General features: G+C 49.4%; 20 protein-coding genes. 7 read left to right on the top strand and 13 right to left on the bottom strand.

Translation table 11 applies throughout. The annotated features are described in order from the left end of the window. Positions 1-35 precede the first annotated feature (35 nt). Entirely contained in the window at positions 36-614 is a 579-nt protein-coding gene (gene pgsA, locus CB4_RS14815; RefSeq protein WP_096466529.1) for a CDP-diacylglycerol--glycerol-3-phosphate 3-phosphatidyltransferase, read from the bottom strand. Further along, complete coding sequence (gene rimO / locus CB4_RS14820; protein ID WP_096466530.1) at positions 615-1,988, bottom strand: 30S ribosomal protein S12 methylthiotransferase RimO; 1,374 nt, start codon at positions 1,986-1,988, stop codon at positions 615-617. 329 nt (positions 1,989-2,317) lie between these two features. Between rimO and CB4_RS14825 the strand changes: the two genes are divergently transcribed. Beyond that, positions 2,318-2,611 carry a hypothetical protein gene (locus tag CB4_RS14825; protein WP_096466531.1) on the top strand — a complete coding sequence of 98 codons (294 nt, stop codon included), beginning with the start codon at positions 2,318-2,320 and terminating at the stop codon, positions 2,609-2,611. An 85-nt stretch (positions 2,612-2,696) separates the two neighbouring features. Here CB4_RS14825 and CB4_RS14830 read toward each other — a convergent pair whose 3' ends face one another. The 8 genes from CB4_RS14830 to CB4_RS14860 form a co-directional block, all read right to left on the bottom strand. Then, positions 2,697-3,554: a helix-turn-helix domain-containing protein gene (locus tag CB4_RS14830; RefSeq protein WP_110546205.1), complete on the bottom strand. Its 858-nt coding sequence runs from the start codon at positions 3,552-3,554 to the stop codon at positions 2,697-2,699. Positions 3,555-3,582: 28 nt separating this feature from the next. Further along, complete coding sequence (locus CB4_RS14835; protein WP_096466532.1) at positions 3,583-4,380, bottom strand: DUF3388 domain-containing protein; 798 nt, start codon at positions 4,378-4,380, stop codon at positions 3,583-3,585. Positions 4,381-4,529: 149 nt separating this feature from the next. Beyond that, on the bottom strand, positions 4,530-4,784 hold the full coding sequence (locus CB4_RS14840; RefSeq protein WP_096466533.1) for a DUF3243 domain-containing protein: 255 nt from the start codon (positions 4,782-4,784) through the stop codon (positions 4,530-4,532). 91 nt (positions 4,785-4,875) lie between these two features. Continuing rightward, positions 4,876-5,616 carry an elongation factor P 5-aminopentanone reductase gene (gene ymfI, locus CB4_RS14845; protein ID WP_231956031.1) on the bottom strand — a complete coding sequence of 247 codons (741 nt, stop codon included), beginning with the start codon at positions 5,614-5,616 and terminating at the stop codon, positions 4,876-4,878. Positions 5,617-5,636: 20 nt separating this feature from the next. Beyond that, entirely contained in the window at positions 5,637-6,929 is a 1,293-nt protein-coding gene (gene yfmH / locus CB4_RS14850) for an EF-P 5-aminopentanol modification-associated protein YfmH (RefSeq protein WP_096466534.1), read from the bottom strand. Then, the gene (yfmF, locus tag CB4_RS14855; RefSeq protein ID WP_096466535.1) at positions 6,929-8,209 is read right to left on the bottom strand and encodes an EF-P 5-aminopentanol modification-associated protein YfmF; all 1,281 of its coding nucleotides are present in this window, start codon (positions 8,207-8,209) and stop codon (positions 6,929-6,931) included. Before yfmF ends, yfmH begins: the two co-directional genes overlap by 1 nt. Before the next feature lie 62 nt (positions 8,210-8,271). Beyond that, on the bottom strand, positions 8,272-8,436 hold the full coding sequence (locus CB4_RS21275) for a hypothetical protein (protein ID WP_172890890.1): 165 nt from the start codon (positions 8,434-8,436) through the stop codon (positions 8,272-8,274). A 610-nt stretch (positions 8,437-9,046) separates the two neighbouring features. Then, positions 9,047-9,235: a hypothetical protein gene (locus CB4_RS14860; protein WP_096466536.1), complete on the bottom strand. Its 189-nt coding sequence runs from the start codon at positions 9,233-9,235 to the stop codon at positions 9,047-9,049. A gap of 287 nt (positions 9,236-9,522) precedes the next feature. Here CB4_RS14860 and CB4_RS14865 point away from each other — a divergent pair, with 287 nt between their 5' ends. From CB4_RS14865 to CB4_RS14880, 4 genes are read left to right on the top strand one after another with little or no spacing between them, the layout of a single operon-like run. Then, positions 9,523-10,110 (top strand): TetR/AcrR family transcriptional regulator, encoded by a 588-nt coding sequence (locus tag CB4_RS14865; RefSeq protein ID WP_096466537.1) that lies wholly within the window; start codon positions 9,523-9,525, stop codon positions 10,108-10,110. Positions 10,111-10,169: 59 nt separating this feature from the next. Beyond that, a complete protein-coding gene (locus tag CB4_RS14870) occupies positions 10,170-10,814 on the top strand; it encodes an efflux RND transporter periplasmic adaptor subunit (RefSeq protein WP_096466538.1) in 645 nt (214 codons plus the stop codon). A gap of 12 nt (positions 10,815-10,826) precedes the next feature. Then, positions 10,827-12,374 (top strand): DHA2 family efflux MFS transporter permease subunit, encoded by a 1,548-nt coding sequence (locus tag CB4_RS14875; protein ID WP_096466539.1) that lies wholly within the window; start codon positions 10,827-10,829, stop codon positions 12,372-12,374. A gap of 27 nt (positions 12,375-12,401) precedes the next feature. Then, entirely contained in the window at positions 12,402-13,547 is a 1,146-nt protein-coding gene (locus CB4_RS14880; RefSeq protein ID WP_096466540.1) for an HlyD family secretion protein, read from the top strand. Positions 13,548-13,620: 73 nt separating this feature from the next. Here CB4_RS14880 and CB4_RS14885 read toward each other — a convergent pair whose 3' ends face one another. Beyond that, positions 13,621-14,457 carry a sulfurtransferase gene (locus CB4_RS14885; RefSeq protein ID WP_096466541.1) on the bottom strand — a complete coding sequence of 279 codons (837 nt, stop codon included), beginning with the start codon at positions 14,455-14,457 and terminating at the stop codon, positions 13,621-13,623. 250 nt (positions 14,458-14,707) lie between these two features. On the opposite strand from CB4_RS14885, the gene ppdK reads away from it, so the two are divergent. Together ppdK and CB4_RS14895 are read left to right on the top strand one after the other, a co-directional pair. Beyond that, positions 14,708-17,353, top strand: a complete 2,646-nt coding sequence (gene ppdK, locus CB4_RS14890) for a pyruvate, phosphate dikinase (protein ID WP_096466542.1) — start codon at positions 14,708-14,710, stop codon at positions 17,351-17,353. Between the two features lie 231 nt (positions 17,354-17,584). Further along, the gene (locus CB4_RS14895) at positions 17,585-18,706 is read left to right on the top strand and encodes a site-2 protease family protein (RefSeq protein WP_096466543.1); all 1,122 of its coding nucleotides are present in this window, start codon (positions 17,585-17,587) and stop codon (positions 18,704-18,706) included. A 626-nt stretch (positions 18,707-19,332) separates the two neighbouring features. Here CB4_RS14895 and CB4_RS14905 read toward each other — a convergent pair. Further along, a complete protein-coding gene (locus CB4_RS14905; RefSeq protein ID WP_096466545.1) occupies positions 19,333-19,740 on the bottom strand; it encodes a hypothetical protein in 408 nt (135 codons plus the stop codon). A gap of 74 nt (positions 19,741-19,814) precedes the next feature. Continuing rightward, entirely contained in the window at positions 19,815-20,546 is a 732-nt protein-coding gene (locus CB4_RS14910) for a DnaD domain-containing protein (protein WP_096466546.1), read from the bottom strand. Between the last annotated feature and the right edge of the window lie 214 nt (positions 20,547-20,760).

The following is a 20,760-nucleotide window of genomic DNA, read 5'->3' on the forward strand; positions in this document are numbered from 1 at the left end:
TGCAATCCTCCCAGAAGACATCTCCAACCTACATGCTACGCGAGCGGGATGACCTGTTTATTTTTCACAAAATATTCAACGCCGGATACAATTGTCATGATAACAGCCAGCCAGACCATAATGGTCGAAAATGGAATGTGCAACGCCTCAAACGGAAAATTCTGCAAGATGAGTGAGGCTACCGCAATAATCTGGAATACCGTCTTCCACTTTCCAAGCTTACTGGCCGCGATGACGAGCCCTTCGGCCGCTGCCACAAGACGCAAACCCGTTACCGCAAACTCGCGGCTGATGATGACAACCGCCACCCATGCATCAAGCCGTTGCAACTCAACAAGTGAGATCAACACAGCGGAGATGAGCAACTTGTCTGCTAGTGGATCAAGAAACTTACCAAGATTCGTAACCATTTTGCGAGAGCGAGCAATGTAGCCGTCAAGCCCATCTGTAATAGCCGCTACAATGAAAATGAGTGCGGCGATACACTCGCTGTATGAAATATATACACTTCCGACTTTAATGCCACCGAGATACTCAAACCGTACAAGCAAAAATAGCATAACGACCGGAACGAGAAAGATACGTACGAGCGTAATCCGGTTTGCGAGGTTCACTTACACAACCTCCCCCGCCAGATCAAAATCGTACGAGTGCGTAATGCGAACGGCAACGATCTGTCCGAGCTCACCTGTATAGCCCGTCACAAACACTTCTCCATCAATCTCGCTCGCATCAAACTGGGAACGTCCCACATATACATCGTTCTTGCCATCGTAGCTTTCAATCAGCACCGGAACCGTTTTTCCGACAAAACGACCGTTGCGCTCTGCCGCGATCTCACGCTGCACTTCCATCAGTTCATTCGCCCGACGTTCGATTATATCCGCTGGAACTTGATCGGCTAGTCTCGCTGCCGCTGTTCCTTCTTCCTGGGAGTACGTAAACACGCCCAGACGATCGAACTGAATGTCTTGCAAAAATGTTTTCAGATTCGTAAACTCTTCTTCTGTCTCACCTGGGAAGCCAACGATGATCGATGTGCGAAGCGCCACATCTGGAACCGCCGTACGAATTTTGCCAACCAGTTCGCGGATATCACGCTGACGTCCTGGACGGAGCATACGTTTCAATACTGCATCTTCACTATGCTGAAGCGGCATGTCAATGTATTTACAAACTTTCGGATTGGAGGCGAACTCTTCAATCAACTCGTCCGTAAAGTAGCCTGGATAAGCGTAGTGTAGACGAATCCATTCAATCCCTTCCACTTCTGATACTTCGCGCAGGAGCTTGTGCAGCACACGCTCGCCATACAGATCAAATCCGTAGTTCGTGGAATCCTGGGCAATCAAATTCACTTCTTTAATGCCCTGTGCTGCCAGTTCTTTCGCTTCTGCTACAACGGATTCAATCGTGCGGCTGCGGAATGCGCCACGCAGCTGTGGAATGATACAGAATGTGCATTTGTTGTCGCACCCTTCGGCAATTTTAAGGTAAGCCGAATACGTACCAGCTTCAACTTTCCGACGGGCTGCATTTTCATAAGAAAAGGCCGGATTACCGACAAATACTGGTTTCTTGCCTTCGAGGGATTCTTCAATAATACGCGTAATTTTATCAAAATCGCCAGTACCGACAATACCGTCAATTTCCGGCATTTCATTCATCAATACTTCTTTATAGCGCTGAGTCAAACAACCGGCTACAATGAGAGATTTAAGATTGCCGCTTTCTTTCAGATCTGCTACATCCAGAATCGTATTGACCGATTCCTCCTTGGCGGCATCAATGAAGCCGCATGTGTTGACAATTACAACATCAGCTTCCTGGGGGTCTTCGACGAGAACATAGCCGCGCTCATCAATCAACTGCGACATGATATCGGAGTCGACCAGGTTTTTTTCACACCCAAGGGTGATAATCGCGACTTTTTCTGCTGCTGTTTTTTCCACTGTGTATTTCCTCCGTCCACGGACAAACCTGTCCATTTTTCCACCTACAAGTATAATATACCGATAAATCACATGTCAAAAGAAAGAGAAGCGCCAGCATTCGGTGGCAGAGACGGGAAGAGAAAAACTCGTCACTTCATTGCGTTCGACGAAGAAGCGATTCCTGTCCGCTTCAGAGGATGTGCAAACTTGCCCACAAACAGGAAACAAAGAAGCGCAACCCTAGAAGAATTGTGGGCAAAAGCCAGTTCGCCCATCCTCTTCCGCTGAGAACTCCCGCAAAGGCGTTCCTCTGTTTTTCTCTTCCCGTCTCCGAACGAATGCTGGCTACTTCACTTAACTAGTCTTTGAAGGCAGATTCTAGGATGAATGCAGAAAGGGCTGTTCCATCGTGCCGATGGAACAGCCCCGCTCTAGCTTCTATAATCTACAACGCATTTGCTTTAAAAGTTTGTATAAAATGCGGGCAGCAAAGCGTGTCAGGAGCGGGGAAGAGAGAAAGTAAGGAGCATTTTTATGCACCTGCCCAGCGGAAGGAGGCTGGCAGACGTGCTTTTGTCCGCAATCTGCTCCTTGAGAGTTCCCTTCGGAAGCGCTTTGCGGGCGAGTCTGCCGGACTTCTGAAGCGGACAGCATCTACTTCTTTGAAAAGTGCATAAAACAGCGACGCACTTCTCTCTTTCCCGCTCCCCGCCCACACTTTACGGCGACTACATCTTTTTAAACAAACGTTATAAAGCCGCCCTACTTCCGTACGATCTTAATCTTTTGCGAGCCGTTCTTACGTGCTCCAGATGTATCAACGGGCTGGCCGTTCACAAGCACGTCCACGTCACGAGCACGAACGATGCTAAGTCGTGCTTCGCTTCCGTCTTTCACTTCGAATTCCCGACTTTCGCCTTCTTTGAGTGTAGCCTGATCAAGCATGCCGTTCTCATTTGCTATCGACATCCAGTGCGCCCCTGTTTTCACAGTGACTTTTACTTTAACCGTCTGTGCTCCTACCAGATCGTAGTTGAGCGTAGAACCGGTTTTCGGAGCTGGCGTCAGCTTGCCTTCTGTAGCAGGCTGTGGAGTTGGAGCCGGTGTCGCTGGTTTCTGTGTTACTGTTTTCTCCGGTGGCGGCACCGGCATCTTGCTTTTATCAGCAGTTGGCGTTGTCGGCTGCGTCTTCTGGGTCGGTGCCTGCGGTGCAGCGTTCTGTCCATTCAGCCACTTAATCGCGCCACCGATAACAATGAGCACAAGAACCGCAAATAAACATAGCAAAATGCGCGACATCCACTTGCCACTGCCATCGCTGCCTTCCTTGCGCGACTGACGCGACTGACGCAGCGGAGTTGGTGCCTCTTCTACCTTGGGTGGACTTGGCAGCTCAGAACCGTACTCAGAGAGAAGCTGCTCCGAATCAAGCCCAACCGCTTCGGCATAATTTTTAATAAATGCTCGGGCGTAAAAATGCCCTGGGAGCACATCGAAATTACCAGCTTCAATTGCCTCAAGATAACGGCGCTGGATCTTCGTTATTTCTTGAATGTCCGTCAGCGACATTCCTTTATCCTGTCTGGCTTTCTGTAATACCTGTGTGAGCTCAGACACCATATCCACCTCCTACTTTTCCCATCCCGTCTTACGGGATATCAAAACCAGAAAAGCCTGTCTCAATATTTTCATACGTAATTTCTTCATCTGGATGATTGCGCAGTTCAATAATATAGTCGAAATCCGTTAGATCATATTCCGTCTCACGCACGAAAATATCCGGATGCTCAACGACTTTCGTATACGGCATACGGAGAATTTCACGCACCAGCGTCACATGCTTCTCTGTGCTCCGCATCGTCGACACAATCCCATCAATCATATATATATGTTGGCCGCTCATCTCATCGATCGTTAACTGATTGCGCACGGTCTGGCGAAGCAGCGTGGACGAGATGAATGTCCAGCGCTTGTTGGCCGATACACAGGCTGCAACAGTTGATTCCGTCTTCCCAACGCGCGGCATGCCCCGCACCCCAACAAGCTGATGCCCGTCCCGCTTGAAAATCTCGGCCATAAAATCGACAAGCATCCCGATCTCTTCTCGTACAAAGCGGAATGTTTTCTTATCTTCTGCATCGCGTTCAATGTAGCGGCCGTGACGAACGGCAAGGCGATCAATTATAGTTGGCTGCCGTAATTTGCGTAGCGTAATGTTCTCCACTTTTTCAAGTACGCTTCCAAGCAACTCAATTTTTTTGGCGTCATCTGTCTGAACAAGCATCCCACGACGGCGATTAATTTTGCCGTTCAGCGACTCCACTCCGTTAATCGTTACAATATTGATGGATAACATACCAAGGAGGGAAGCGACGTCCCCGAGCAAACCTGGTCTGTTCTTATGAATTTCGTATTCGAGATACCAATCCTGCTTTTCCGTCTCCATCCTGCGCCTAACGCCCTTTCTCACCTGTTCTTCCATACCGACATTATTCTACACTAAAAAATAAAATTCTTCCAACATAAATAAAGAAAGATACAAGGAAAACTTGCAAAAATAGAAAATCCCCTCTGAAAAAGAGGGGACGACCCGCATTACTGCTTTTTGTTCTGCACGTAGTTAATCATAACACTTGCCATTGCGCGGCGTTCCTCATCGTTTCCTGCATCCCACAGTTCTTTCAGCAGACGCTCTTCATCGTTTTTCGGATCTACTTGATTGGACAAATAGCTACCGATCTGGTAGGCAGCGTTTTCCATTGTATCACGATTCATACCGCTGCTTGCTGCCTGTGTAACACGGCTGGCAAGAAAGTGTTTCCAGTCATCGAAGCTCTCAAGGATTGACATGTAACTTCCTCCTTCATGTTGGCATTGCAGGGGGTATGCTTCCCCTCCATTTGTAAGATGCCACATGCCTTCCCTTTTTATACACGATGAATTAGCAAATCCAGGCTCCGTTCGGACTAATCACCTGCCCGTTCACATACGCCGCTTCCTCCCGTGCAAGAAACGCTGCCACCGCTGCTACTTCTTCCGGTGTGCCCGCTCGCCCGGCAGGGATGTCGTCTGCAATCGATGCTAGCTCATCCGGACTGAATGCATTCGTCATCATCTCGGTCGCGATCATTCCCGGGGCAATACAATTGACCGTAATGCCCGATGGCGCTACTTCCTGGGCAAGCGCTTTGGTAAACGAAATAACGGCGCCCTTAGCCGTAGAATACAATACTTCAAAGCTTGCTCCGGTTAATCCCCACACTGACGAGACCGTAATGATGCGTCCAAATCCCTGGCGGACCATATCCGGTACGGCCTGGCGAGCGCAGAAAAATGGGGCCCGCACATGCACATTCATCATGGCATCCCACTCCGCTCCGGTCACGTCCTGAATCAGTCCATAGCGACTTATGCCTGCATTTAGCATGAGAACATCTGGTGTACGGGGCAAGCCCGCCTCCCAGTCCACAATCCCGTCTGTCCGCGAAAAATCGGCCTGTATAAGTGTGACATGAGCACCTGCTGTGCGACAAATCTCCGCCACACACTCCGCTTCTTCCTGCGCTCGATTATAATGAAGCACGAGATCATATCCATCTCGCGCGAAGCGGACAGCCATCGCTGCCCCAATTCCCCGGCTCGCACCTGTAATGCCCGCAAGCCTTCTATGACGTTCCTCCACTGATTCTCTCCCTCTCTATGTTACTGCTTCGTCTCAGGAGACTTAACAATCGACACGGAAAGCTGATCGAAGTCGATATGTTCACGCAACCGCTCATTCACATCCGCAAGCGTAATGGCTTCTAGCACATCCGCGCGGCGGAATAGATCCGTGCCCCCGAATTTGTATTTCGTAAAGGAGTTTGCGATAAACTCCACAGAATTCAGTGACCGTAAAAATTCCCCTGTTTTCTTTTTACGCGACAGCTCAAATGACTCGGCATCAATTCCTTTCGCCACGATGTTTACAAGCTCGGCGCGAACTGTAGACACAAGCGCATCCGGATCTTTTGTATCACCGCCGATCAACGAAAAGCCATACGCCACTTCTCCCGAGTAATCCGCACCGAAACTATCCGTAATCAATCCTTCGTCATACAGCTGCTGATACAGAGCCGAACTCGGGCTAAACAGCACATCCATGACAATTTCAGTGGCAACCTCCCGTTTTAACAAGGCTTCTCCCGTCAGACCCGTCTCTTTGTCCTTAAAGCCGAACATACACTTTGGCACACCGACTGGTAAGTGAACGATAGAACGTTCTTGCGCTACTGAAGTCGGCTCTTCTGGGTAGAAGCGCGGGATCTCTGCCTGCTTCTCGTACGGCTTTGCGGCCTGGTTGCGGCGTACAAGCTCGATCATCTCATCCGGATTCACAGCGCCTACGATGAACAGCAGCATGTTGGACGGATGATAGAACGTGTTGTAGCATTCATACAGCAGATCCTTTGTAATCGCACTGATCGATTCGACTGTTCCGGCAATGTCGATCTTAATCGGATGATGATGATAAAAATTCGCAATGAGCCCAAAATACACCCGCCAGTCTGCATCATCATCATACATACGGATCTCCTGGCCGATGATCCCTTTTTCCTTCTCCACATTCTCATCCGTAAAATGCGGATCTTGCACAAAATTCAGCAGGGTCTCCACATTATGCGGAACATCCTGAGTGCTTGAGAACAAATACGCTGTTCTATCGAAGCTTGTAAAGGCATTAGCGGATGCACCATGCGCCGAAAATTCAGCAAACACATCGCCTTCCTTCTGCTCAAACATCTTATGCTCCAAAAAATGCGCAATGCCGTCTGGCACATGCAGACGCTCCTTGCCCGGCTGTGTGAATTCGTTATCGATGGAACCATATTTTGTTGTAAAAGTTGCATATGTCTTACTAAATCCCTGCTTCGGCAAAATGTATACCTGCAGGCCATTCGGAAGTTCTTCGTAATACAACGTTTCATTCAGCTGGTTATACTGTACCGTTCTCATCAGGCTTCCTCCTTCCCGCTTAGGAAATAAATCGTATCCATCTGCACCTGCCGGGCGACGCGCGCAATGTCTTCTTTCGTAACGGCTTGAATGGCCTCTAGTGTTTCCTGAAGCGAACGACTTTTACCTGCAAGTCGTCCGTTATAATCCATGCTCACAATCGCTGCGGCGCTGTCCTGTGTTTCCCGCAGCTGGTTAATGAGCATCGCCTTTGTCTGATTCAGCTCGAGGTCGCTGATGTCGCCATTCTCCATCATCGTTAGCTGCTCTTTAATAATACGAAGTGCTTGCTCATAGTTGGCAGTTTCCACGCCAGACATAATCATGCACAGCCCCTTCTGACTTTCTAGCTGTGAAACAGCATAGTAAGCAAGCGACGCTTTTTCCCGCACGTTCATAAACAGTTTGGAATGCGGAAAACTACCGAGCACGCCATTATACACCATAAGAGTGACATAGTCGCGGTCGGCGTATGTAATGCCGGTGCGCAAACCAATGTTCAGCTTGCCCTGGGCAACATTCATTTCTTCTTTTACTGCGCGGGCCGCTTCCGGTGCCGATTTTTGCGCTATCGGTGGCAGCGTTTGTCCGCCGTAAGCCGGAAGCGACACATAGCGGTCGATTAATGTCTGCACTTCATCCGGATTCACGTCCCCTATCACATACAGGTCAATCGGATACGATGTTAGCACATGCTGATAAAATTCATACAGCGACTGCGGGGTGATCCCGCTGATGTCTTCCTTGCGTCCGTACGAAAGCAGGCGATACGGTTCGTCTTTGCACATCTCTTCAACCAGGCGCTGGTTGGCATAGCGCATTTTATCATCAATCAATCCTTCAATTCGCTTCGCCAGGGCTTCCTTCTCAAGCGCTACGAACTTCTCGGAGAATGCCCCGCTCTCCACCAGTGGATGCAGCAATACGTCTCCGAAGAAAGCAACTGCCTTCTCAAGTAGTGGTTCTGCCTCATGCAGGAATTTTTCGTTCGCCACTTCGAGATACAACTGAATAATCTGGCGTTCGCCTCGCTTCATCACTCCCGTACTAAAAACAGCGCCGTATAACGCATCAAGATGACGCTGAAGACGCGCCGGGTCAGGATGATTGGCCGTCCCGCGCGCCAGCACATTCGGCAGAAGCGCACCCTTCGTTACAAGCTGTTCATCAAGCGGCAGCGCGATGTGCATAAGTATGGTCGTTGTCTTGAACTTGTCAGTCGGAAGCACATGCACACTGCGGCCCGGATTCGTATGGCTTACAAATGTTAATTCACTCATATCGTCGCTCCTTTCTCTCTTCCCTTATTGTACCCCATCTGGAAGAGCACACCAACATTCTGCTACAAATCAGACGTAAAGTGATGTGTTTCCTCTTCCTGGCTTTCTTCTTCCGTCATCGCATGCATGCGACCACAATTAGGCTCTAAGCAAAGCATCCCCACCAGGTTGCTATCCTGATACGGCATCCCATATTGACTGCCGCAATACGGACATTTCCACGTCATAAATAAAAACCCCTTTCCAGTCATACTCTTTGTAGTCTGTACCGGGAAAGAAGTTTTAAACAGCACGTTACGCCTATCCTGTTATTTCATCTATTTTACTTTCTTTAATGTATATGCAAGTACAAGGGGGAGCTGTCTGTCGAAATGCTGCTGATTGCGTCTATTTTTGCGCTTCCCCGGGAAATGTTGCACACACGAGAACGATTGCAAAGTGGAGGCTATCCCAAAGGACAGAACATGACGAGCAGGACAGCTGTTTTTTGTGGGATCGACAACGTATGGTGGTGAGGGAGTGGGAGAAGGGATAAGCCGTTCGTTTCGGTACGCTTACAGGGAAGCGGCGGCTGTCCGCTCCGAGAGCCCGGCTAACTCGCCCGCAAAGAAAAAACTACGATGTTGGTTCACCGAAGCGTTGCGGGCACCTTTTGTGGGCGAGTTCGCCGGGCACCTGGAGCGGACAGTTATAACTTCCCTGTAAGCGTACCAAAGTGACGAGGCCCCGCCCGATCCCACTCCTCCACCACACTTTGTAGAAAACCTACAACAATAAAAAAGAGGCTGCCTCAATCGCCGTGTTACAGCTTTTGAGACAGCCCCCGCTGATTCTAGTTTATTGCTGCATATTCGTGCTAGGCGTAGCAACAATGAGCGAATCAAGCTGACGCAACCAGCCGTTCGATGCACAAAGATTAGCTTCCATCTCTACCAGATCTGTTGTCGTGTTTAGAAGCCGGGCTAACTCGCCTACCTCTACACGTCCCTTTTCCCATACAATCGATAGTAGTTCGTTTCTAAACATGATGTGCCCCCTCTCTTATTGCATCGCTTGTATTACTATATATAGTATACTCTATTTTTTATGAATATTTTGTCTTTTTATGTCAAGGTCTACTCTCTTTTTTACGCGCCTATTCGGCAAAGTCCTCCTCTCACACTGAAACCATCGCGCCGTATGAATGTGCTGACGAGCTTACATATGACATTGATAAGCATCTGTCTTCTTTATCTTGACAGGTGCTTTTTCGCGTTTTACAATCCATGCAAGCACATACTTGCATGGAAATGATAAAAAAAGGAGCGAGGTAATTGGAAGGCACCCTCAACGAGACACGCGAAAAAATTTTACAGGCTACCATTACACTCATGCGAGAAAAAGGAATTAAAGCAATGACTACCCGATCAATTGCAGAAGCCGCCGGGGTTAATGAAGTGACCCTGTTTCGCCATTTTGGAAACAAAGCCGGTCTGATTGGGGCAGCAGTCGCCGCATTCTCTTATGTACCTAGCATTACAAAGGCGTTCCAGGAAACGATTACGTGGAATCTCGAACACGATCTTTATTTGTTCAGCAAAGCGTATTTTGATGTGATGGAACAAAACCGCGATGTGATTGTAATCGGCTTCAAAGAGGCCGATCAGCTACCGGAACTCCAAGAAGAAATCGCCAAAATTCCCCGCCAGCTCAAAGTTCTGCTGATTGAGTATTTAACCGAAATGCAGCGGCGCGGACATGTGATCGAGACGAATATTGAAGCCCAGGCCATGCATTTTATCTGGACGAATTTTGGTTATTTTATTTCCCGGGCACGGTTTCAACAGCGGATTACTACGCTTACGCATGATGAATTTATCCGCAGTTGCTTACACATATTCGCACGCGGACTGACTCCGTAATTTTTTTGAACATCATGCAAGTATGTGCTTGCTTTACAGCATGCTGAGGAGGAGTTGTGATGGATAAAAAGAAAGTGGCCCGCACACTAATCGGGGGCGTTGTTGTGGCAGCGCTCGGGGTGGCCGGGTATTACGGGTATGAAGATTACTACTATGTCAAAACAGAAGATGCGACTGTGACCGGAGATATTTACAAAGTGGCTTCCACGATTCCCGGCAAGATTGCCCGGGAGACATTTGAGGAGGGCAGTCAGGTAAAGGCGGACGACATTTTGTTTGAACAGGAACAGACGAACGTCAGCAGCGTAGACAATGCCTTCGTCCGTTCTCCGATCACAGGTGTTGTGCTGCAAAAAATCGCCAAGCCAGGAGAAGTCGTCGCAGCAGGCAGTACCCTTGCGACCGTTGTTAGCAAGAAAGATTTGTACATTAAAGCCAATATTGAAGAGACAAACGCGAGTCAAATTAAGATCGGCCAGCCTGTTGATATCGAGATTGACATGTATCCAGGCAGTGTATTCCACGGCAAAGTTAAAGAAATTATGGAGGCAACTCAGTCCGCATTCTCCTTGCTTCCACCGATGAATACTGGAGGCAACTTTACCAAAGTAACCCAGCGCGTGCCAGTCAAGATCGCTTTCACAGACGGCCCGTATGATTTCAAGCCAGGACTGAACGCTGTCGTGAAGATCCATGTGCGATAAGGGGGCAATCTAATGAAACCTTCTTTTTGGCCCGCCCTGTTCGCTATCGTAACCGGCACATTCATGGCGATCCTCGATACGAGTATTGTAAACGTCGCCCTGCCCAAAATGATGAATGTATTCGGCGTGTCCGCATCCGAAATTCAGTGGGTGCTCACCTCGTACACACTGGCGATGGCCGCAGTCATCCCTCTCACCGGCTATCTCGGCGATCGATTTGGCATGAAACGGACGTATATCGGCGCCTTTATCTTGTTTACAATCGGTTCACTGTTGTGCGGCATTGCCTGGAGCAACACCAGTATGATTGTTGCTCGCATCATTCAGGCAATCGGAGGTGGCATGCTCATGCCAGTTGGGCAGGCATTAATCTACCATGAGGTCCCACAGGAGAAAATGGGACCAGCAATGGGGGTATTCGGTATCTCGGCCATGGTTGCGCCCGCTGTGGGACCAACATTGTCTGGCTATATTGTCGAGCATTTAGACTGGCATTTTATTTTTACACTTAATGTACCGATCGGAATCATTGGCATCCTGCTCGCCTGGACATTCCTGCGGGAAACGCCGATTCGCAATGATCTTCGCTTCGATCTGCCCGGCTTTTTGTACTCAGCTCTTATGCTCACCACTCTGCTTCTAGCGGTAGCAAAAGGAGAAGAAAAAGGCTGGACATCGTTTTATATCATCATCCTGCTCATGGCATCCTTTATTTGTTTGCTGTTGTTTGTCTACCGGGCGCTAACGACCGAACAGCCCATTTTGAACATTCGTCTGCTGGCCATTCCTGATTTTACGCTCGGCATGGCGGTGAACTGCCTGATGATGATCGGCATGTTTGGCGTCGTCTTCCTCATCCCGATTTATGCTGAGAATCTGCTTGGCTATTCTGCCATGGAAACAGGTGTGCTAATGCTGCCGCAAACGCTGGCCCAGGGGTTCATTACATTCATTACATCAGCGATTTTGCTCAACCGGATGGGCGGTCGAAAGCTGATTCTGCTTGGACTTATTATTTCTTCTGTAAGCGGTCTTCTGCTCATCCACCTGAATGACAAAACATCGTACGGCTACATCCAGCTCGTCCTGCTTCTGCGCGGCTTCGGTCTTGGCTTCTGTATGATGACATCGATGCAATTGCCGCTCCAAGCACTTGCACGGGAACAAACGGGTGGCGCAACAGCCCTGCTGAATGTGGCGCGACAGATCGCAATGTCTGTCGGGGTTGCCGTTCTTACGTCTGTCTATCAAACACAAGGAACGAAGCATGCTGTGCACTATGCCGAAACGGTAACAGCAGACAATCTGCCCACTTCCACCTACTTATCCACCATGCAGCAGCAATATATAGGGACAGGACTTGATAGTTCGCAAGCATACGGACAGGCGCTTGCATCAGCAGCAGGGCTCGTTCGCAAATATGCAGCCATTCAGGCACTCGACGATGCATTGCTTGTCGCGATGCTATTCCTTGTAGCGGCAATCCCGATCACACTGCTCATTAAAGAAACGAAAACAGCGGCCAGAAAACAAGACGCTCCGCTCGCAGCCGAAGCATAGACCGCTCGCATAACAAGGAGGAATTTTATGAATAAGTCACGATTCATCGCGTCTGGACTTCTGCTTCTAGTAACACTCACCGGATGCGACACCGCCAAACCGGCCAGCCTGGCTATGACAGGCAACGCCAAAGCAGCCGATGCCCAATCGATACCGGGCAAAACAAGCTACTCTGGTCGCCTGACGGCTGTTGTCGAGACAGCAATCGTATCCCGTGTATCCGGTCGGGTATCTGGTGTACATAAAGATGTGGGCGACACTGTCAACCCTGGCGATGTGCTCGTTACACTGGAGCAAACTGACTTAGCCGCACAGCTAAACAGTGCACGCGCCGATCTGGCTGCTGCCGAAGCCAAATACGCCGAGATCAAACGTGGCACTCGCGCCGAAGAGGTTCGCGCTGCCCAAGCCGCCTACGAGCAAGCATACGAGCGCTATCTAGAAGCCAAAAAAGGCAAGCGCCCAGAAGAAATCGCCAAACTGGAAACGGGTGTACTTGATGCCAAAACAGCACTGGACGCAGCCTCTGTCAAATGGAACCGTGCCAAACAGCTATACAATCAGGGCGCACTTGCCAAGCAACCGTATGAGGATGCCGAACTAGCCCTCAAGCAGGCCGATGCCCGCTATGCGAACGCCAAAAGCGATCTCGCACTTGCCAGAGCAGGCTCCACTCCCGAGAATCTACGTGCTCTAGCAGCTACTGCAGAACAGATGAAAGCCTTGCTTACGAAGGCAGAAAACGGAGCCATTCCGGAAGTAAAAGCACAGGCCGCTGCTGTGGTAGATAAATCGAGGGCACTTGTGGACGCGCAAACGTATAATCTTGCAAACAGCACGATCAAAAGTCCGAGTAAGGGCATAGTCGCGACCAAAACCGTTCAAACAGGCGAACTAGCGAGCCCTGCTCAGCCACTCATGACAATCATCAATCTGGATGAAATGTATGTGTCCACCAGCGTGCCAGAGCAGGAACTTCTCCATATTAAGACCGGTCAGCATGCCTCTGTACGGGTTGAATCACTGCAACAAACGTTCTCTGGTGCGATCAAATCAATTAGTCCCAAAGCAGAACCCGACACCAACAAATTTACCGTTAACGTTTTGCTTGCCAATCCAAATCATACGCTACGCTCTGGTATGACGGGGATTATTACCTTTACTACACCATAAAAATAAAACCGGACGGCGGTACTAGCTGTCCGGTTTTATTTTTATTCAGTAACATCTTGTTCACATAATGTGTTTATGGTTGTGCACCTTGCTTTTTCTCATTATCCGCATACGAAATCCAATCACTCCAGCTCCCTGGATACAACTTCACATTGCGATAGCCGATCCGCTCTAGCGCAAATAAGTTCGCACACGCTGTCACACCGGACCCACAATATACAATTACATCCCGATCATGCGGCACATCAGCAAAATGACGCTCCAATTCTTCATGCGTTTTCCATGTGCCGTCATGATTCACAACATGCTGCCAATCGTAATTAACGGCACCCGGAATATGGCCGCCCACTGGATCAACGGTTTCAGCTTCACCCGTATAGCGGTTATACGCACGCGAGTCAATAAGCAGCGCATTGCCGCTAACACAATTTGCCCGAACGTCTTCCATTGATCGCAGCATCTCATCTGCGATACGCGGCTCATAATTTGTCCGCTGTACGTCCGGCACATCTTTCGTAAGCGGATACGCCGCTTTCCATGCCGCATACCCGCCATTAAGCAGCGCCGCCTGTTCATGTCCAATATAGCGCAGCAGCTGATATGCGCGTGCAGCCATTGCTCCATTCTGGTCATCATACAGCACAACTCGCATCTCATGAGTAATGCCCGCTTCTTCGACGGTACGTACGAATGCGTCCACCGATGGCCACGGATGGCGGCCACCGTGCTCTGCTTTCGGTGCTGACAGGTCTCGTTCGAGATCCCAATAGATTGCGCCCGGAATATGACCCTCTTCATACGCTGCTCGCCCCGCTTCCGGGTTCCCTAGCACGAACCGGCAATCAATAATCCGTACATCCTGCTCTTTCTCCCGTTCCTTCAACCATGATACCGTAACAAGTTTGTCCATTATACGCTCCCTCTTCTCCACTGCCCGACTAGCAGGAATTTTAAAACGTTTACAGAACTATCTATAAGTATACCGGAGGAAAAAGGAGGACGACAATTAAAAACATATGACCCTTACAAAATGTAACGGTTATGTCACACAACGATTAGTTGCCCCGCAATATAATAAATGTATCATTGTACTAGTAGCATTTTGACAATCCCGCACTTGCTGGAAAATTGGAGGTGTCTGTCGCCTAGCGCGATATACCATGAGTGAAAAATATGTATACCTGTTCCATGAAGGTAATGCGTCGATGAATGAACAGCTCGGACGTAAAGGTGCCAACCTTGCGGAGATGGCCGGTCTCACACTTCCGGTACCGCCTGGTTTTACCATTACGACGAGCGCATGCCGACGCTTCTACGAAGAAGGAAAAAAGATTCATCCTCTGATTGAGCAGGAGATCTACAACGCACTCGGTTTACTGGAAGAAACAACAGGCAGACGTTTCGGTCATCCGGAAAACCCACTGCTTGTATCGGTTCGTTCCGGCTCATCCACTTCCATGCCCGGCATGATGGATACGGTTTTGAATCTTGGAATGAACGATTATACAGTGTCCGCCTTAGCGAAACAAAACAGGCTGACACACTTTGCATATGACTCGTACCGCCGCTTCATCCAAATGTTTAGCTCCATCGTGCTTGGAGTGGACAGTGATCTTTTTGAAGATGAGCTCGAAAAAACGAAGGAGATAGCCGGAGTCACACAGGATTCACAATTGAACAACGAACAGTTGCTGGACCTGATCGTGACGTTTAAAGACATCGTATACCAGGAGACGGGCCAGAAGTTCCCGCAGGACCCCCGTCAGCAGCTTCTCATGTCCATTGGAGCTATATTTGGTTCGTGGTACAACAACCGGGCGATGATTTATCGGCGCATTCACAAAATCCCGAATCATATCGGAACGGCTGTAACCATTCAGCAGATGGTATTTGGCAACCTGGGCCCGAATTCAGGAACCGGGATCGCATTCACCCGCCATCCGTCTACCGGGGATGATAACCTGTTCGGGGAATTCATGTTTAATGCCCAGGGCGAAGATATTGTGGCGGGCATCCGTACACCCCATTCGCTTGATATACTGCGTCAGAAGCTGCCAGCTGTATATGATGAATTTGAACAGGTGGCCATTCAGCTCGAACGTCATTATCACGATGTGCAGGACATTGAGTTTACCATTGAAGAGGGCAAGCTATACATTTTGCAGACACGATCTGCCAAGCGGACAGCAGAAGCAAACATTAAAATCGCAGTTGATATGGCGAATGAAGGCCTGATTACAAAAGAAGAAGCGATGTTGCGCGTAGATCCGGCTTCCCTCTCTCCACTCATGCAGCATACGATTGATCCGGAGGCAGACTTAGAAGTACTTGGCTACGGGCTTGAAGCAAGCACCGGAGCAGCCACCGGCATTATTGTATTCGACGCAGAAGAAGCGGAACGCCAGCACCGCACCGGACATTCGGTTATTCTTGTCCGCCAGGAGACAACACCGGAAGATATTCATGGTATCCTTGCTAGCGCAGGTGTGCTCACCACACGTGGCGGGGTCACAAGTCACGCAGCTGTTGTCGCACGCGATCTCGGCACACCATCTGTTGTCGGATGTGAATCATTCAAAGTAGACATGAAGCAACGCCAGCTGATTACAGATTCAACTGTGCTGCACGAAGGCGATATGATTACCATTTGCGGCTCCACCGGACGGGTCATTCTCGGTGAAGTACCGCTTGTACCGCCTAAGTTCTCACAGGAATTCCGTACACTTCTTAGCTGGGCGAATGAATATAAAACACTGGAAGTACATAGCAGCGTAAACACGCCGCAGGAAGCGGAACTGGCAGCACGCATGGGCGCGGAAGGCGTCGGCTTATGCCGCACTGAGCTCATGTTTATGGACCCAGAGCGTCTCCCGATTGTTACCCAGATGATTCTTGCCCCGACGAAGCGGGACCGGCGCAAAGCGCTGAATAAGCTTATTCCGATGCAAAAATCCGATTTCTGCGGTATCTTCCGCGCAATGGAAGGCAAACCCGTCACCATCCGGCTACTCGATCCGCCGCTACATGAATTCCTGCCAAATCCGTCCCAGCTGGCGATTGAAATTGAACGGGCTCGTGTTGCCGGGGATATCGAACTCCTGACGGAAAAAGAAGCATTGCAGAAGCGAATCAGTGTCCTGCATGAACTCAATCCGTCTTTTGGTCATCGGGGTTGCCGTATCGGGATTACATACCCAGAAATTTATGAAATCCAGACACGTGCTATTGCGGAAGCGGCTCTACAGCTCAAATCACAAGGCATTCTTGTCTACCCGAATATTATCGTGCCCCTTGTCAGCGATTGGCGCGAGATGAAAGCTGTGAAAGAAAACGTGACCGAAGCATTAGAACAAGTATTCAGTGTGTACCGTGACCGCATTGACATTCCAGTCGGTGCCTTTATCGAGCTACCACGCGCCTGCATGACCGCCGATAAAATGGCACAGTACGCCGATTTCTTCACATTCGGAACGAATGATTTAACACAATCAACGTACGGCTTTAGCCGTGATGATGCGGAAGGTAAATATCTCGCTTATTATCTCGATCATAAAATTCTGCCAGAAAACCCGTTCGTTGTGCTCGATGAGGAAGGAGTCGGTCAGCTGATTACGTACAGTATCCAGCAGGGACTCATGCAGAACCCAAATCTTCGCCTTGGTGTATGCGGCGACCATACGAGCGAGAAAAACTCTGTTCTGTTCCTGCAGAATACCGGATTACATTTCATTTCGTGCCTGCCACCGCGCATTCCAGCGGCACGCCTGGCTGCTGCCCAAGCAGCGATTAAGGTAGGAGCTCTATAAGAGAACGTATCAGGCTGTCCCAAAAGCCAGAACATGGCGAACGGGACGGCCTTTTTTTGTAGAATCGACAACGTTTGGTGGTGAGGGAGTGGGAGAAGGAAGGAGCCGTTCGTTTCGGTACGCGACTGCCTTAGTCGCCGTATTACAGCTTTTAAGACAGCATCTTTCTGCAACTTCGCATGCCTACGTTTCGTACATAGTAAGGAAAAGAGAAAGAAGGAGAGGTTACTGTTGGACAATACAAAGAAAGAAAAACGCAGCTGGAAAACGCTTGGCGGCATTGGTGGGTTTCTGCTGCTATTCGGCGGGAAGCTAAAATTCCTGCTACCAATTCTTAAAATGGGGAAATTCGGCACGATGATCTGGACAATGCTCCTATCGATCGGCGCCTATATGTTACTTTATCCGTGGAGCATCGCGCTTGGCCTTGTGGCGATGCTACTTATTCATGAACTGGGCCATGTCTGGGCTGCAAAACGTCGGGGGCTTCCCGTCAGCTTGCCTGCCTTTATTCCGTTTTTTGGTGCGGCTGTCATGATGAAAAAACTGCCGCAGGACGCAGAGACAGAAGCGTATATTGCGATTTATGGACCGTTTATTGGCGGACTAGGTGCAGCGGCAGCGCTACTAGCAGGCTTTGCGACTGGTTCTGAACCACTGTATGTCATTGCCTTCCTCGGTTTCTCGCTGAATTTATTCAACCTGCTGCCGATGTATCCACTTGACGGAGGCAAAATTGCAGCGGCAATCTCCCGCTGGTTATGGGTGATCGGACTCGTGGGGGGACTTGTGCTGATTGTATACTTCAAACTATTTATTCTGCTATTATTCTGGGGAATGTTCGCCTGGGAACTATACAGCAGCTACCGCCGCAAAAAGAAAGCTGCCGCAGTACCGGAACATATCGCTACCTCTCCATTTACTGCACAGTACATCGTCTGGTCGGTTCCGCAGCGTCTGTTTGATGAACAGGGTGCGTTCATTCCAGCAGTTGAACACTCGCGGCGCCTGCCATTCCACCATCTCGGAGATATCGCGGCGCAGAAAGATCTGCTTACCCTTTATTATCCAGGACTTGATCATGAAGAAACTTTCCCATTCGCTGACGGCCTGGTGCATGACGCACAGCTTGTTCAAACACGGGTAGAGGGTAATACTGTACACCTGGGCATCAAACTTGCTGTGGAACGGTATGAACCATTGCCACAGGAGGTTCATATGATCCGTGATGAACCGTACTATGAAGTACCGGCACGCACCCGCTGGATATACGGGGCGGCATACATTGGACTTGCTGCTGTGCTTGCAGCGGGCATGATGTATACATCTATCTTTATGGATGCGGTTCGCTAACACAAAAAGGAGCTCTCGATGAGCTCCTTTTTGCATGTGTCTCGCTTTTTCTGTTTGTGGAATCGTGCAAGTTTGGTGGGGAAGTCGAGAAGAGAGAAGCCGTTCGCCCGGGTACGCTTGGCGGGGAAGTCTAAACTGTCCGCTTCAGGAGCCCGGCGAACTCGCCCGCAAAAGGTACCCACGATGTTTTTCATGGACGGATTGCGGGCAAAGGCCCGTTCGCCAGTCTCCTTCCGCTAGGGGACAAGCGTACAGACGCTCTCTTGCTTCTCTCTTCTCTCCTCCCAACAACGTTTCGATTCAAAAAAGACAAAGTCCAGAATGTACGGCAAAGCCGTACTAAAAGTGTACTTGATTGATGGACTTGCCCAACTTTCGGTAGGAGCGGAGAAGGGAGGCATCACGGAACGCCTGTACGCGCGTTGCCCAGCGGAAGGGATCTGGTGCACGGGCTTTTGCCCATAACTCTTCTGTGAACCTTCATCCTGTCCTTTTATGGGCGAGTGCACTGGAGCCCTGGAGCGGCCAGATTTACTCCCCTGCCAAGCGTACCGAAGTGACAGATGCCTCCCTTCTCCGCTCCTCCACTACACGTTGGGAAGCTCCATCCCCTCCCTCAAGCCACGCTACTCAAGCGGCTTCAGCTCAAACCCATCCTCAAACAACTGCTTATACCGAATGTCCGCAAATGGCACATCCGAATGTGTATAATAACGCGTGTCAAACACAATCCGTCCGTCTTCCGGGAATCCGAGATTATCAAAGTATGGTTTGGCAAGTACAAGTCGTCTCTGAATTTCCGTCCACGCTTCATACTGCCAGCAAATCTCAAGCTTATCGTTGAAGATGCTAAAATGCACGCCGGTCTCTGTAATATACGGCATAACTTTCGTGTGCATAATGTCACCATTCCACACCATCATATCTCCATTCGCAAGCAAAATCCCGCGTGCGTACTTCTCATCACGGTATATGCTTTTCGCGTCACGCCGTGTCGGATTCGTACACAAAAACAAATCATCCAGATTGCCCAATCACTCCACCCCGTTTTATTTATTTATCTTGTAACTTATATTATTTCGTACCCATGAATACATATTCCTGCCTATTACACGTCAGTTTCCTCTTCCAGCCAGTTATAAAATGGGAACTCCTGCGATGTTGCAGCACCGGATTGCACCGCTTCCCGTTTCTCCATCGAACGTGGCTGCTGATGCTTTCGAAACTTCAGACTATGTTCACGTGCTTGCTTGGGGGTACGGATATTCTGGCGATGCCATTCAAACAAAATCCGATCAATATACCGAAAAAACAGCTTACCTGAAATAACTGCTTCCCGCAGGGCTGACATGATAAGCGCTTCAGAATATCCGTCCTGATCAAGCCACATTGCCAGATTCTCGCACTCAATCGGCGACAGCGGACGACCAAACTCTTCTTCAAAAATGGCGTACAAGTTTTTGGTCCGACTCTCTTCCGTTTTCTCCTGCCGAGCCCGCGCCTTCTCCTGCAGACAGGCGACGATTCTCCGATACAACAACGTGAAGCAGTACCATTCCGAACGCACGCCCGTTGTGCTGTCTACTGCTTCCTCAATGGATAGGTACTGCTGCTGCACAAGGCGCTGCATCATTTTCACAATCTCTGCTGCATCCTTCGACATCCGCTCTTCGAGTTCATACAGCGTCGGGAAGCGATTCCCTTCTGTTTTAAATACGAGGAGATGAATGATAAGCATCATCTCCTCGTCTGCTAAACCAATCTGCCGATAATGCCGAAGCAAAAGACTTGGCAACGCCGTTGTTCCCGCTTCCAGCATTTCCAGTATGATATCACTCATCGAAATTCCACCCCTCATGTATGACGATTATAGCAGGATATGATCGACAAGTTTAGTCTTGCAAATCAACTTTCTTTACGTAAGGATACAGACGATGCAACAAGTACAGATATCACATAGATTTTTTACTGGAATTTCACGGGTTTTACGGATACAATTAACGATGGAATAAGAACCGGATCTTCGAACGAAATTCCTCAGTAAAAGCGGATGA

This window comes from Aneurinibacillus soli (genome assembly GCF_002355375.1).
Lineage (GTDB): Bacteria > Bacillota > Bacilli > Aneurinibacillales > Aneurinibacillaceae > Aneurinibacillus > Aneurinibacillus soli.